Source organism: Mesorhizobium sp. M0830 (assembly GCF_040319965.1).
GTDB lineage: Bacteria > Pseudomonadota > Alphaproteobacteria > Rhizobiales > Rhizobiaceae > Mesorhizobium.
The window spans coordinates 1-13,347 of the sequence record NZ_JAMYOR010000104.1; the positions used below are offsets into that span (position 1 = coordinate 1).

General features: G+C 63.2%; 14 protein-coding genes. 10 read left to right on the top strand and 4 right to left on the bottom strand.

Features of this window, described 5'->3' with window-relative positions:
* The first annotated feature begins 221 nt into the window (after positions 1–221).
* The 10 genes from NKI20_RS32545 to NKI20_RS32590 are packed head-to-tail and all read left to right on the top strand — an operon-like array spanning position 222 to position 9,572.
* The gene (locus NKI20_RS32545; protein ID WP_023758487.1) at positions 222–1,001 is read left to right on the top strand and encodes a heme-binding protein; all 780 of its coding nucleotides are present in this window, start codon (positions 222–224) and stop codon (positions 999–1,001) included.
* A 47-nt stretch (positions 1,002–1,048) separates the two neighbouring features.
* Positions 1,049–2,872 carry a methanol/ethanol family PQQ-dependent dehydrogenase gene (locus tag NKI20_RS32550; RefSeq protein WP_023758486.1) on the top strand — a complete coding sequence of 608 codons (1,824 nt, stop codon included), beginning with the start codon at positions 1,049–1,051 and terminating at the stop codon, positions 2,870–2,872.
* The gene (locus NKI20_RS32555; protein ID WP_352838041.1) at positions 2,853–3,716 is read left to right on the top strand and encodes a substrate-binding domain-containing protein; all 864 of its coding nucleotides are present in this window, start codon (positions 2,853–2,855) and stop codon (positions 3,714–3,716) included. The genes NKI20_RS32550 and NKI20_RS32555 overlap by 20 nt, the downstream gene beginning before the upstream one ends.
* Positions 3,713–4,246: a c-type cytochrome gene (locus NKI20_RS32560; RefSeq protein ID WP_352487712.1), complete on the top strand. Its 534-nt coding sequence runs from the start codon at positions 3,713–3,715 to the stop codon at positions 4,244–4,246. The genes NKI20_RS32555 and NKI20_RS32560 overlap by 4 nt, the downstream gene beginning before the upstream one ends.
* On the top strand, positions 4,243–5,256 hold the full coding sequence (gene coxB / locus NKI20_RS32565; RefSeq protein ID WP_023758483.1) for a cytochrome c oxidase subunit II: 1,014 nt from the start codon (positions 4,243–4,245) through the stop codon (positions 5,254–5,256). The genes NKI20_RS32560 and coxB overlap by 4 nt, the downstream gene beginning before the upstream one ends.
* Positions 5,253–7,223 carry a cytochrome c oxidase subunit I gene (gene ctaD / locus NKI20_RS32570; protein WP_023758482.1) on the top strand — a complete coding sequence of 657 codons (1,971 nt, stop codon included), beginning with the start codon at positions 5,253–5,255 and terminating at the stop codon, positions 7,221–7,223. The genes coxB and ctaD overlap by 4 nt, the downstream gene beginning before the upstream one ends.
* Positions 7,220–7,825 (top strand): cytochrome c oxidase subunit 3, encoded by a 606-nt coding sequence (locus NKI20_RS32575; RefSeq protein WP_023758481.1) that lies wholly within the window; start codon positions 7,220–7,222, stop codon positions 7,823–7,825. Before ctaD ends, NKI20_RS32575 begins: the two co-directional genes overlap by 4 nt.
* Before the next feature lies 1 nt (position 7,826).
* Positions 7,827–8,168: a hypothetical protein gene (locus NKI20_RS32580; RefSeq protein WP_023758480.1), complete on the top strand. Its 342-nt coding sequence runs from the start codon at positions 7,827–7,829 to the stop codon at positions 8,166–8,168.
* Entirely contained in the window at positions 8,165–9,052 is an 888-nt protein-coding gene (locus NKI20_RS32585) for a cytochrome c oxidase assembly protein (RefSeq protein ID WP_352838044.1), read from the top strand. Before NKI20_RS32580 ends, NKI20_RS32585 begins: the two co-directional genes overlap by 4 nt.
* On the top strand, positions 9,033–9,572 hold the full coding sequence (locus NKI20_RS32590; protein ID WP_352838046.1) for a c-type cytochrome: 540 nt from the start codon (positions 9,033–9,035) through the stop codon (positions 9,570–9,572). The genes NKI20_RS32585 and NKI20_RS32590 overlap by 20 nt, the downstream gene beginning before the upstream one ends.
* A 3-nt stretch (positions 9,573–9,575) precedes the next feature.
* On the opposite strand, the gene NKI20_RS32595 is transcribed toward NKI20_RS32590, so the two are convergent.
* From NKI20_RS32595 to NKI20_RS32610, 4 genes are read right to left on the bottom strand one after another with little or no spacing between them, the layout of a single operon-like run.
* A complete protein-coding gene (locus NKI20_RS32595) occupies positions 9,576–10,379 on the bottom strand; it encodes a lanthanide ABC transporter permease protein PedC (RefSeq protein ID WP_352487709.1) in 804 nt (267 codons plus the stop codon).
* Complete coding sequence (locus NKI20_RS32600; protein ID WP_023758476.1) at positions 10,376–11,101, bottom strand: lanthanide ABC transporter ATP-binding protein PedB/LutE; 726 nt, start codon at positions 11,099–11,101, stop codon at positions 10,376–10,378. The genes NKI20_RS32595 and NKI20_RS32600 overlap by 4 nt, the downstream gene beginning before the upstream one ends.
* The gene (locus tag NKI20_RS32605; protein WP_352487707.1) at positions 11,098–12,066 is read right to left on the bottom strand and encodes a PQQ-dependent catabolism-associated beta-propeller protein; all 969 of its coding nucleotides are present in this window, start codon (positions 12,064–12,066) and stop codon (positions 11,098–11,100) included. Before NKI20_RS32605 ends, NKI20_RS32600 begins: the two co-directional genes overlap by 4 nt.
* Entirely contained in the window at positions 12,054–13,223 is a 1,170-nt protein-coding gene (locus tag NKI20_RS32610) for a lanthanide ABC transporter ABC transporter substrate-binding protein PedA1 (protein WP_031259911.1), read from the bottom strand. The genes NKI20_RS32605 and NKI20_RS32610 overlap by 13 nt, the downstream gene beginning before the upstream one ends.
* Positions 13,224–13,347 lie beyond the last annotated feature (124 nt).

Here is a 13,347-nt window from a genome sequence, read left to right on the forward strand (position 1 = left end):
CCGCTTTTTCAGCGACCGCGCAATTTGTTCGAACACCGACTGCATGCCAGCAAACTGGCGAATGCCTCTTCTGTTCCAACCATTGCTGCACGAACGGTAGGTGGGGCCGCTGTCGTCCTCCGGACGGTGCCCGCAAGCGCGCGAAGAACAACATTTTTTCGCCCCAATGGCACTTCCGCCCGTCTCAAGCGTTAGAGAGTGTTCAACTAACGTTAGAGACAATGGATTATCGTCCAACCCTGTCACTGGCCTTAAGTCTGTTCCTGCTGGCGATAGGCGACGCGGGGCAAACGGCCTCGGCGCAAGCACCCTGCCTCGCCGACCACGACAAGCTGCTGACGGCCCTTAAGGCGAGCGTCAAGGCCAGCGGCGGGCCCGGCAATGGCGGCTTCGATACCAATGAATGGGCCGCAGTTGTGGCACGTGACGGAACGGTCTGCGCCATCGCTTTCAGCGGCCCCACCGCCGACGCGCAATGGCCCGGCAGCCGGCTGATCGCAGCCGAAAAGGCCAGCACGGCCAACGGGCTCAGCCTTCCCCAGATGGCATTGTCGACGGCAAATCTTTATGCGCCGGTCCAACCGGGCGGTCCGCTGTTTGGGCTGCAGGCCACCAATCCGGTCAACCAGGCGATCGCCTATACAGGCGACCCGTCGACGTTCGGCAGCGCCGGTGACCCGCTGATGGGAAAGCCCATCGGCGGGGTTGTCGTGTTTGGTGGCGGCCTGGCGCTGTATGATGGGAAGGGCATCGTCGGCGGACTGGGCGTCAGCGGCGATTCCTCCTGTGCCGACCACAATGTCGCCTGGCGCGTGCGCGCGGCCCTTGCGCTGGACAAAGTACCGGCCGGTGTCAATCCAAACCGCAAGGACGCCATCATCTACGATCTCGATCCCGGTGGAAAGAGCGCTTCGGGCTGGGGTCATCCATTATGCGCGGGAACCGAAGCCGACGTCGCCGCAGAGCTTGGTGCCGGCGTCGGCGGTTCGCTACACAAATGACGCAGCTTGCGTCGATGCGGGGCAAAACCGCTAAAGCGGGGAGAGCGATGCGGGCAACAGAACGCGGTTCCAGATTCAGTCTTGGTTTGGTGATGCTCGCAAGCCTCGCTTTGTTGGCAGGCGCGGCTGCCCAACCCGCGGCTGATACCGCGATAAGGCCGCCGCCTGCAGCCGCTCCGCCCGATGACGGCCAGTGGACGATGCCGGCAAAGAACTATGCCTCGACCCGCTACAGCGATCTGGCGGAGATTTCCGAAAGCAATGTCAAGAACCTGCAGGTGGCTTTCACCTTCTCGACCGGCGTAAACAAGGGCCAGGAGGCCGCGCCGCTCGTTGTCGGCAACACGATGTATATCGTGACCCCGTTTCCCAACATCGTCTACGCGCTCGACCTGTCCAAGCCAAGCGCACCGATGAAATGGAAATACGAGCCCAATCCGGAACCGGCGGCGCAGGGCGTCGCCTGCTGCGATGTCGTCAACCGGGGAGCAGCCTTCGCCGACGGGCGCATTTTCTTCAACACGCTCGATGGCCACACGATCGCACTGGACGCCGGCAGCGGCAAGCCGATCTGGAATACGCAGATCGGTAACATCAACATTGGCGAAACGATCACCATGGCGCCGCTGGTGGTAAAGGGCAAAGTGCTGGTCGGCAATTCCGGCGGCGAGATGGGCGTGCGCGGCTGGGTCAAGGCGCTCGACGCAGCCGACGGACATGTCGTCTGGACGGCCTACAGCACCGGCCCCGACAAGGACGTGCTGATCGGCCCGGATTTCAAGCCGCATTACGACACGGACAAGGGCAAGGACCTTGGCGTGACGACATGGCCGCCGGAAGCATGGAAGATCGGCGGCGGCAATATGTGGGGCTGGATCTCATACGATCCCGACCTAAACCTGTTCTTCCACGGCACCGGCAATCCCGGCCCCTGGAACCCCGACCTGCGGCCCGGCGACAACAAATGGACGGCCGGCATCTTCGCCCGCGACCCGGACACCGGGGCGGCGAAATGGTTCTATCAGTGGACGCCGCACGATCTGCACGACTACGATGGTATCAACGAGCAGGTTCTTCTGGACATGAACTGGCAGGGCCAGCCGCGCAAGGTGCTGGTGCGGCCGGAGCGCAATGGCTACGTCTATGTGCTGGATCGCACCACCGGCGAAGTCCTGTCGGCTCAGCCTTTCGGCCCAGTTAACTCCAGCAAGGGCGTGGATCTGAAGACCGGCCGACTCGTCGTAAATCCCGACAAGAAGACCGGCACTGGCAAGGTCGTGCGCGACATCTGTCCGACCGCGGCCGGCCTCAAGGATTGGCAACCGTCAGCATTCTCGCCGAGGACAGGCCTGCTCTACATCCCCCACAACAACCTTTGCATGGATGAAGAGGGCGTCGAGGTGAACTACATCGCCGGCACGCCCTATGTCGGCATGAACGTCCGTATGATCCCAGGGCCAGGCGGCAATCGGGGTGCATTCACTGCCTGGGATGTTGCCACCGCCAAGCCTGTATGGAACTTGAAGGAGAACTTTCCAGTATGGAGCGGTGCGGTGGTCACCGCCGGCGATGTCGTCTTCTACGGCACGATGGAAGGCTGGTTCAAGGCGGTCAGCGCCAGGACAGGGGAAATGCTTTGGAAGTTCAAGACGTCGTCCGGCATCATCGGCCAGCCGATCACCTACCGCGGTCCCGACGGGCGTCAATATGTGGCGATCCTGTCGGGGGTCGGCGGTTGGGCCGGTGCGATCGTGTCGGGCGACCTCGATCCACGCGACGCCACAGCCGCGCTCGGCTTCGCAAACGCCATGAAGGATTTGAAGGACGTGACGACGCCAGGAGGAACGCTCTATGTATTCCGCCTGCCCTGACGACTTCGACAGGCCCGTTGGGCGAAAAGCCGTCCGGCACATTGCCGCCGCGATCGGTGCGCTCGTCTTGTTTTCCGCCGCCGTAGTCGCTCATGCGCGCGAGTTGAGGGTATGTGCCGACCCCAACAACATGCCCTTCTCGAACGCCAGCGGCCAAGGTTTCGAGAATAAGATAGCGGAAATCGTGGCTGGCGAGCTTGGCGCCAAGCTTTCCTACGTTTGGTGGGCGCAGCGCCGCGGCTTTGTCCGCAATACGCTGAAGGCCGGGCTTTGCGACCTCGTCCCGGGCACTCCCGCCAACCTCGAAATGCTGCGCACCACCACACCCTACTACCGTTCCTCCTATGTATTCGTGATGCGCAAGGATGGCCCCGATATCACGTCCTTCGACGATCCGCGCCTGCGTGAGCTGCGCATTGGTGTGCAACTCATTGGCGATGACGGCGCCAACTCGCCTCCGGTCCAAGCGCTTGGCCGCCGTGGTATTGTCGGCCATCTGATCGGATACCCCGTCTATGGCGACTATTCAGCGCCAAACCCTCCGGCGCGCATCGTCGAAGCGGTGGCCAATGGCGAGGTTGACCTCGCCGTCGTCTGGGGGCCGCTCGCCGGCTACTTCGCCGCGAAGCAGAAGGTGTTGCTTAAGCTCACGCCAGTGACCCCCCGCATAGACGGGCCGATGCTGCCGATGATTTACGATATTTCGATGGGCGTCCGGCATGAGGACGCCGCGTTGCGTGACGAACTCGATGCCGCACTTGCTAAGCACAAGGCTGAGATCGATTCCATTCTGACTCAGTTTGGAGTGCCTCGTCTGGACGCAGGCGGGAGTCCGGTGCGATGAAACGGGGGCTCGTCGTGCTCCTGTCCGCTACGCTGGCGCTTGCGGCATGCCAACGGGAAGAGCGCGACACACGTCCGCAATCCGCGCTCGGCTCCGGCGAGCAGCCGGCCCCCGTCACCACGTTGGAGCCTGGCGGCGAGCGGCCCTCTCTAAGTGACAACAAGGCTGCCGCTTTCGAGGCCAACGCCTTTCACCTTAGCGAGGGCAAGCGCCTCTTCAGCTGGTTCAACTGCACCGGCTGCCATGCCAATGGCGGCGGCGGCATGGGACCGGCCCTGATGGACCAGAAATGGATTTATGGCAGTTCGATCGAGAGCATCCACGCCACCATCCGAGACGGGCGGCCGAACGGCATGCCAACATTCCGCGACAAGGTTCCCGACGACCAGATTTGGGAGCTTGCCGCCTTCGTCCGCTCGCTGGGCGGCAACGCGCCCTCCTCCGCCGCGCCTTCGCGCAACGATGATATGATGGTGCATCCGTCCGAGAACCGCCTGCCGGATGCCGCGACTTTGGGGAAGTCGCCGTGAGACGGCCCGTGTTTGCGGCGTTCGGCACGACCTGCGTGTTGCTTCTCCAGGGATGCTCCGGCTGGCAATCGGCACTCGACCCGAAGGGCCCCGCCGCCTCCGAATTGGCTTGGCTCATCTGGTTCTTCACCGGGCTCTGCGCGCTGATCTGGCTCCTGGTGATGATCGCCTTGGCAGCGCCACTTGCGATGCGATCGCGCACGCGCTCCGACCCGCTCGTGCTCGATCCAGGCGCCGAGCACCGCAAGGCGCGGGCGGTCTGGGCCGCGCTTGGCGCGACGACCGTGATCCTCGTCGGGCTCACTCTGTTAAGCTTCTTCGCCAACAGGACGCTCGCCGCCATCGGCTCGGACGCGGAGCTGACGATCCGGGTTACCGGACACCAATGGTGGTGGGAGGTACGCTACGAAAACGCCCAGCCGAGCCGCATCCTTACGACGGCCAATGAGATCCATATCCCCTCCGGCGAGCCGGTACGGATCATCGTGACCTCGACCGATGTGATCCACTCCTTCTGGGTGCCGAGCCTCGCCGGCAAGCTCGACCTCATCCCCGGCCATGAGAATGTCCTTGATCTCATGGCCGACAAGCCGGGCGTCTATCGCGGCCAATGCGCCGAGTTCTGCGGTCAGCAGCACGCCAATATGAGCACGTTGATCATCGCCGAGCCGCGGCCGGTCTTCGATGCCTGGTTGAATGACCAGCTTCGGTCCGCCGCTGCACCGGTAAGTGCTGAGGCCAGCGCCGGGGCGGAATTGTTCCTCAATCGTGCCTGCGTGATGTGTCACAAAATTGGCGGCACGGTTGCCGGCGGCACGGTTGCGCCCGATCTCACGCACATCGCGAGCCGGCAAACACTCGCCGCCGGAACGCTGACGATGAGCCGCGGCAATCTTGCCGCTTGGATCGCCGACCCGCAAGGCATCAAGCCGGGCGCCCACATGCCGGTGGTCGATCTCAATGGCGACGAACTCAATGCGATTGTCGCCTATCTGGAGGGGCTCAAATGAGCAGCTCCGATCTGACCAGCGAACGCGACCTGGTGCCGCAAGCAACCCCCAAGGGCGACCTTGCCCCAGAACGCGACGGGCCGCGCGATACCGGTCTGGACGATGCCACCCTGCATCGCTGGCTCGAACGGACCTGGCGAACGAAGCCGGGCATCATCGGCGCGCTGTCGAGCGTCGACCACAAGGTCGTCGCGCGGCGCTATCTCGTGACCGCTTTCGTCTTCCTGTGCCTGGGCGGGCTCAATGCAGTCGCCATGCGCATCCAGCTGTCGGGACCGCAACGCGGCCTGATCGGGCCGGATCTCTACAACCAGCTGTTCACCATGCACGGCGTGACCATGATGTTCCTGTTTGCCGTACCAATCGTGCAGGCCACTGGCATATATCTGGTGCCGCTGATGGTCGGCACGCGCAACATCGCCTTCCCTCGCCTGAATGCGTTCAGCTATTGGATCTACGTCTCGGGCGGGATTTTTGCCTGGGCGTCGTTCGCGCTCAGCATGGCGCCGGACGTCGGCTGGTTCGCCTATGTGCCGTTGTCGGGCCCCGAATTCGGACCCGGCAAGCGCGCAGATGTGTGGGCGCAGATGATCACCTACACCGAAGTGTCGTCCCTGGCCGTCGCCGTCGCGACCATCGTCACCGTGTTCAAGCAGCGGGCGCCAGGCATGTCGCTCGACAAGATCCCGCTCTACGTGTGGGCGATGCTGGTTACGTCCTTCGTCGTCGTCTTCGCCATGCCGGCGGTGATGATCACCTCGACATTCCTGATCCTCGACAGGCTCGTCGGTACCCACATCTTCAACCCGGCCGAGGGCGGCGATGCCTTGTTGTTCCAGCATCTTTTCTGGTTCTTCGGCCATCCAGAGGTTTACATCATCTTCCTGCCGGCGACAGGAATGGTGTCGTCGATCATCTCCGCCTTCGCCAGACGCCCGGTCTTCGGGCATCTAGGACTTGTGCTGTCGCTGATCGCAGTCGGCTTTCTGTCGTTTGGCCTATGGGTCCACCACATGTTCGCGACCGGCCTGCCGAAGCTCGGCGCCAGCTTCTTCACCGCGTCGAGCATGCTGATCGCCATTCCCAACGGGCTGCAGATATTCTGCTGGCTGGCGACCTTGTCGGACGGCCGGCCGGTGATCCGGACGCCGCTGCTGTTCGTGTTCGGCTTCGTTTTTACGTTTGTCATCGGCGGTCTCACCGGCGTGATGGTAGCATCCGTGCCTTTGGACCTGCAGGTCCACGACACCTATTTCGTGGTCGCGCATTTCCATTATGTGCTGATCGGCGGATCGGTTTTTCCGCTGCTTGGCGCCGCCTATTTCTGGTTGCCCAAGCTCACCGGCCGCATGATGAGCGAGCGGCTTGGGCGCTGGCATTTTTGGATGGCGTTCATTGGCTTCAATGCGGCGTTCTTCCCCATGCATCTTGTCGGTCTCTGGGGCATGCCGCGACGGGTCTATACCTATCCGGCCGAGCTTGGCTGGGGAAACATCAACCTGTTCATCACCGCCGGCGCGGCGGTGTTCTTCCTGAGCTTCGTCCTGTTCACGTTCAACATGCTGCACGGCGCCTTGCGAGGCGCACCGGCGGGCAACAATCCCTGGGATGCCGGCACGCTGGAATGGGCGACGACGTCGCCGCCACCGAGCTACAACTTCGCCCGCATCCCCGTCGTCACCCACGCCGAGCCGCTGTGGGCCGAACGTGAGGCCTTGCCGGTCGCGACAGGCCTCCGCGTCGACGCGCGCGAACTTGTCATCTCGACGGTAGCCGAAGCGCGTCCCGACATTCGGGAGAAATCGGCCACGCCATCGATCTGGCCGCTGTTTGCGGCCATCGCTGTGGGCGCGACCTTCCTTTATTCGATCTTTACGCCCTGGGCCGTGGTCTGGGGCGCCTTGCCGATTGCTATCACGCTGATCGGCTGGTTCTGGCCAAAAGGCGATCCGGAGGACGAGGAATGAAACAGCGTCCCGCCGCCGATCTTTCCGCCCTGCCCACCTATGGAATTGGTCCGCGCAGCCCCACATGGTGGGGCACGCTCGGCTTCATGGCACTGGAAGGCACCGGCTTCGCGCTCGCCGCAGGTGCCTATCTCTACCTGGCGCTGTCGTGGCCGCAATGGCCACTCGGCGCGCCGCGGCCGAACCATTGGCCCGGAACCATCGTGACGCTGCTGTTGATTGTCAGCTTGGTGCCAAACCACATGCTCAACCGCTATGCTGAGCAATGCGCGATCATGCCTGTGCGGATCGGCCTCGTTGTCATGTCGCTGCTCGGGATTGCGCCGCTCGTCGTACGCTGGTTCGAGTTTCCGGCGTTGAACATCTACTGGGACACCAACGCCTACGGTTCGATGCTGTGGGTGCTGCTTGGGCTGCACACGACGCATCTGATCACCGACGTTGGCGACACCATTGTGCTGACGGTGCTGATGTTCACGCGTCACGGTAACAGCGGCCGTCGCTTCGGCGATGTTGGCGATAATGTCTTCTATTGGGATTTCGTGGTCGCCAGCTGGATCCCGATCTATCTCCTGATCTACTGGACCCCGAGGCTCGGCTGAGATGCGTGCGGTTGTGTTGGGCACTTCTTGGGGCGGACTTCTTTCAGGGCCACTGGCCTGGGCGGTATCGACGCAACTGAATTATTCGCTTGTGCATTGGCAATGCAATCGCCAGGTGCCGATCGTGCTGCCCATCGCTTTGGCGCTGGCGCTGTTTTCTCTGCTCGGCGGTGCTTTGTCATGGCGGGCAAAGCGGCTGGGCGGTGCCGCGTTCAAACCAGAACGCACGCGAGGGACAGAACAGTTCGTTGCCAACCTTGGCATGTTGTCCGCACTGCTGTTTGCCTTGGTGATCATAATGCAAGGCAGCGCCGCGCTCATCCTCGACTGGTGCGTGCGATGAGCTTCGACGCCTTCTTCTCCACTTCGATCTCCTACGGCCCCGGTTCGCAAGAGGCGGGATGGACGCTGGCGCTGCCCATCACTTTGCCGCTTGCGGCAGTCGCGCTGATCTATGCGGGCGGAGCGCTGCGACTCTGGCGGCGGAGCGACCGCGGCCGCTTTTTGCGAGTGCGCCAGGCGCTGTTGTTCGCAGCCGGGTGGATCGCGCTGGCGGCAGCGCTGGTCAGCCCGATCCACGCCTTGGGCGAGCGCGTGTTCACCGCGCATATGATCGAACATGAATTGCTGATGGCCGTTGCGGCGCCATTGCTGGTCGCTTCTTTACCGGCGGCGGCAATGATGTGGGCGCTGCCGGTATCGCTGCGACGGCCATTTGGCCATGCCGGGCATGCAAGTGTGGTTCAGGCGGCCTGGGCAGCGATAAGCCGCCCCCTAGCCGCCACTCTGCTCCACGGCGTGGCCATTTGGCTGTGGCACGTTCCAGCGCTGTTCCACGCGGCGCTCGAGCGCGGCTTTTTTCACTATGCCCAGCATGCAAGCTTTCTCGGTACCGGATTGTTGTTCTGGTGGGCGCTGCTGCCGCGGCACGGCCGAGAACAGGCCTATGGCAGCGCGGTCATGCATCTCTTTTTAACCTCCCTGCACACAGGGCTGCTCGGTGTTCTGCTCCTGGTATCGCCGCGGCTCTGGTACCCTGCAAACGCTACCGGCGCTGAGATTTGGGGCCTCAGCCCGCTCGAAGACCAGCAACTCGCGGGGCTTATAATGTGGGTGCCGGCCGGGCTGGTCTATGGCGGTGCGGCGTTGCTGCTGGCAGGACTGTGGATTCGTTCAAGCGGGCAAAGAGCCGGCCGGGAGGCATCCCATGCCCTTAACGCCGGTTAGAATGATGCTGCTGACGGTCGGCGCGGCTGCGGCCGGAGCCATGCTCGGCTTGACGGTGGCATCGCCCGGTTCACGGACGGAAGGCGCCGATGGGGGTGGGCACGAGCAATCGGGAAAGACCAACCGGATCTGTGTTGCGGCAATGTTCCTTATATTGCCAGTGATACTGGCATCGTTTGCCTGGTGGCAGCAGCAACGTACCGAGAGGGCCGAACACGAGGCGAACGAAGCGACCGGTGGCATCGCCACGCGGGCTGTACCGATCATGTCGGCGAACGGTTGCGCCGGTTGCCACACGATCAGCGGTGTGCCCGGCGCGCAAGGCCTGGTCGGGCCGCGCCTGGACGCCAGTCTGGCCGCTCGCGTCTATATCGGCGGCATCCTGTCCAACAATCCGGAAAACATGATCCGGTGGATTCGCGCGGCAAGAGACGTCAACCCGCGCACGGCAATGCCCTCGACCGGCATTTCCGAACAGGAGGCGCGGGACGTGGCCGCCTATCTCTACGCGCTTAAATGAAGGTCATTGATCGCCGCGCCGGGACCACAGGCCGCGTCCTGGATCATAGCCGACAACTGCCGCGAGGAAAAACACCAAAAGGCAGGCCAGCACGACCAGGAAGGAGATCGGGGTGAAGCGCAGATAAAGCGCGAAGCGGATCAGTTCGACCGCGTGGCTGAACGGATTGAGCATTGCCACGGTCGCAAGCACCGGGCCGGCCTCGGCGAGCCGCCAAAGCGGATAAAGCGCCGTCGAGGCGAAGAACATGGGAAAAATGACAAAGTTCATCACCCCGGCGAAATTTTCCATCTGCGTGGAGAGTGACGACACAAGCAGGCCGAAAGCCCCCAGCATGAGCCCCGAAAGGACAAGCGCTGGCAACACGGCGAGATAACCGAGCATCGGCGGACGCACATCCCAGTAGCGCGCGACAACCAGGAACAGATAGACAAGCGGCAGGCCGACCACGACGCTGGCAAGCAGCCGGGCACCGAGCAGATACCAACGCGGTAACGGCGCGGTCAGCAACAGGCGCATGCTGCCCATCTCGCGGTCGTAGACCATCGCCAGCGAACTTGCCATGGCGTGAAACAGAAGCATCATCGCGGCGAGCCCGGGCACGACATAAACTTCGTAGAGGACATAGGTCTGATAAGGCGGCGTTGTCGACAAGCCAAGCACGGACCGGAACCCGGCGGCGAAAATGGCAAGCCAGACCAGCGGCCGGACAATCGCCGAAACCAATCGGCCGCGCTGCCGAAGGGTACGTAGCAGCTCCCTATGGAAGATGCCGTTGAGCGCTCGCAGCGCGTGGCGCCTTTTCATGCCGCAGCCGTGAGCTTCGCGAAGGCATCGGTCATGCTGGCGACGCCAAGCTCGGCCTCGATGCGGTCGGCGCCGCCCGCCCATTGCACGCGGCCAGCATGGAGCACGACGACATCGTCCTCAGGCGTCACCTCTTCCAGGAAATGTGTGGCCCAAAGCGCGGCTATGCCGCGCTCGCGGCATAGCCCATGCACATGGTGAGCGAGTGCCTGACGGCCCGGAACATCGAGCCCCGTGGTTGGTTCGTCGAGCAGGAGAATGCGCGGGCGGTGCATCAAAGCACGGGCGATTTCGACGCGCCGCCGCTGGCCGCCAGACAAAGATCGGACGGGATCATGAAGCCTGTCGAGAACCGCGAGACGGCCGAGCTCCTCGCGCATCCGGGCTTCCGCTACTTCGGCGGCAAGCCCATGCAAGGCAGCGTGATAGCGCAGATTCTCCGCGGTCGTGAGATCGAGATCGAGGGTCTGCTGCTGGAATACGACTCCCATCGCGGCCAGTGCGGCCGCAGGATCGGTGCGCATCGCGTGACCGAATACCTGCACCGATCCGAAGCGGGCATGATAGAGACCTGTGACGAGCGAGAACAACGTTGTCTTGCCGGCTCCGTTGCGGCCGAGCAGGATGCAGACCCTACCCTGCGCAACCGAAAAGGAGACGGCGTCCAGAACTCGCCGCTGCTTGAAGCTGTGACTGACACTGTCGAGCGACAAAGCGTTCATGGCCCAACCACGACGCCCCACGGGCCGCGCCCGACGGGCAGTGACTTGAGCACTTCGTCGTTTTCCAGGTCGATGAAGGAAATGTCGCCGGAATTGCCGTTGGCACTGATCAGATGTTTTTGATCGTCCGACAGTGCGACATGCCAAGGTCGCTGGCCCACAAGATAGAGCCGACGCACCGCCAGCGTCCCGGTATCGACTTCGGCGACGCGGTTTGCTGGCCCAAGCGCGACATAGGCAGTGCCGCCGTTGCGGGACATCTCGATGCCTACGGCTTGGACGCCTTCACGGCGAATGCCTTGCACCTCAAACTGGACCTTGCCGGTCTGTGCACGCGTTAGGGTGTCGAACACCGTTACCGTGCCGCGAATTTCGGAAGACACCCACAAGCGCTTCCCGTCCGGAGAGAAAGCGGCTGCCCGCGGCCGTGTGTCGACCAGCAGATTGTCAACCAGTTCGAGGCTGCCCGCGTCGATGAGGTGCACCATGCTTGACGTCTCCGAGGTGCAGGCGACGTAACGGCCGTCGGGACTGACTGCCATGCCCTCTGGCTCGACGCCGACATCGACCGTACCGATCACCTGGGCGGCCGCGATGTCGACCACGGATACGAGGTTGTCGTTCTCATTCGCGACGAACAGCCGCTTGCCGTCGGGATGAACCACGAAGAATTCCGGATCGGCGCCTGTGGGCAGTTGGCCGACAATTTGCCGCTTGGCGAGGTCCACGACATCGATGCGGTTGTCGTCACCTTCAGCGACAAAAAGTATCTTCTTGTCGGCCGAGAGTGCCAGTCCGCGTGGCCGGCGCCCGACATCGATCGTCGCCGACAGCGTCATGGTTGCACCATCGATGACGGCCACTGTGTTGTCCTGCTCGTTTGAGACATAGATGGTTTCGGCGGCGGCAGGTCCGGCCAAAGCGGACAACAGCAGCGGGACCACAATCACGATTAGGACTTGCATGTGCTCTCCTCCAGGTCGATGCCCAGAGTATCAAGCGGCGTGCGTTGGTGCAGGAAGCCAGGCTGAGGCGAGCTGGAAACCAGCAACCGCGATCCAGCGATGAGTATGGGCTGGCGCATCTGGCCGTCCCAGGCACGGAAGCTGAGTCCCTGCCCCTTGAACCCGGCGAGAAGAAACTCACTGCCTCGGATGTAGACACTGATCGCTGCCGGATCGACGCTGTTCAGCCGCGTCGCGGCCTCCCCGACGCTCCGCACTGCCAGCCAGGCGGCGTAATCGCTCGACATCATCCAGCGTCCGGCCTGTCGCCTGAACCGCTCCTGCAGTTGCGTCGCACCCCACTCCTGATTAACGGCGCTCCAGCCGGTCGCCACCAGCCCTTGCGTGCCCACGACGGGCCGAGGCAATGCTGTGCGGCCCTCGAGATAGGCGCCGAACTCGTCGGCCTCGTCGGCGACGACGAGAACGTCGTAGTCGGCGACCTGGGTTGCGGCCGGTATTTCCGTTTGCAGGGTGACATGCCCTGTGTCGGCTCGGCCGTTTGCTGGTCGGAAGATCCACGCTTGGTCGACGGAGATTTCCGCGCCGAAACGCGCCGCTGCGCGCCGGAAGGCGGCAGCCATGGCCTGGTCTTCCGGATGCGGACCGACAAGCAGGAACCAGTGCCGCCAGCCCTTCCAGGCGAGATATTGCGCCAGCCCATCGGCCAGCATGGCGCGGCTTGGAATAGTGTGCAGCAGGTTTTTCCTGCATGCCTCCTGACGCAATGAGTCATCGCTGGCGCGGCTGTTGAACAGGAGCATCCGCTCGGCGCCCGTGGCCGCAAGCGCTTGCGTCAGCGGCCCCGCGTCGAGATCGGCAACGACAAAGGTGATCCCCTCGCCAGCAAACTGTCGTATCGCGTCCTGCGGCGGCTCGCCGGGTTTCAGCGATCGCTCCACCAGCCGGAAGCGCTGTCCCAGAAAGCGGCCCGTGCTATCGTCATCGGCGATGCCGAGACGGGCGCCTTGCACCCCATCATCGGCGGCGAAATGGTCCAGCGGCCCAAGCGGCATGGGCGGACTGCGCGTCTGGCCGAGATAGCCAATCGCTATCGGCTGAGGCTCGGCGGAGCCTGGAACGACAAACAACAACAGAGCAAGAAGCGCGGTGACCAACCTCTCTGCGCGGGGGCCCCCCGGGCGCCCGCCCACAGGGGGGTGGAAACCCCCAAAAATATTAAATTTTGGTTAAAAAAAATACCCCGCCCCCCCACCCTCTAGGATAAGGGTTTTGCGGCGT

What these genes read in the sequence shown, in the direction of transcription:
- NKI20_RS32545 (WP_023758487.1), top strand. Translation starts at nt 222, where the DNA reads ATGGATTATCGTCCAACCCTGTCACTGGCCTTAAGTCTGTTCCTGCTG.
- NKI20_RS32550 (WP_023758486.1), top strand. Translation starts at nt 1,049, where the DNA reads ATGCGGGCAACAGAACGCGGTTCCAGATTCAGTCTTGGTTTGGTGATG.
- NKI20_RS32555 (WP_352838041.1), top strand. Translation starts at nt 2,853, where the DNA reads ATGTATTCCGCCTGCCCTGACGACTTCGACAGGCCCGTTGGGCGAAAA.
- NKI20_RS32560 (WP_352487712.1), top strand. Translation starts at nt 3,713, where the DNA reads ATGAAACGGGGGCTCGTCGTGCTCCTGTCCGCTACGCTGGCGCTTGCG.
- ctaD (WP_023758482.1), top strand. Translation starts at nt 5,253, where the DNA reads ATGAGCAGCTCCGATCTGACCAGCGAACGCGACCTGGTGCCGCAAGCA.
- NKI20_RS32575 (WP_023758481.1), top strand. Translation starts at nt 7,220, where the DNA reads ATGAAACAGCGTCCCGCCGCCGATCTTTCCGCCCTGCCCACCTATGGA.
- NKI20_RS32580 (WP_023758480.1), top strand. Translation starts at nt 7,827, where the DNA reads ATGCGTGCGGTTGTGTTGGGCACTTCTTGGGGCGGACTTCTTTCAGGG.
- NKI20_RS32585 (WP_352838044.1), top strand. Translation starts at nt 8,165, where the DNA reads ATGAGCTTCGACGCCTTCTTCTCCACTTCGATCTCCTACGGCCCCGGT.
- NKI20_RS32590 (WP_352838046.1), top strand. Translation starts at nt 9,033, where the DNA reads ATGCCCTTAACGCCGGTTAGAATGATGCTGCTGACGGTCGGCGCGGCT.
- NKI20_RS32595 (WP_352487709.1), bottom strand. Translation starts at nt 10,379, where the DNA reads ATGAAAAGGCGCCACGCGCTGCGAGCGCTCAACGGCATCTTCCATAGG.
- NKI20_RS32600 (WP_023758476.1), bottom strand. Translation starts at nt 11,101, where the DNA reads ATGAACGCTTTGTCGCTCGACAGTGTCAGTCACAGCTTCAAGCAGCGG.
- NKI20_RS32605 (WP_352487707.1), bottom strand. Translation starts at nt 12,066, where the DNA reads ATGCAAGTCCTAATCGTGATTGTGGTCCCGCTGCTGTTGTCCGCTTTG.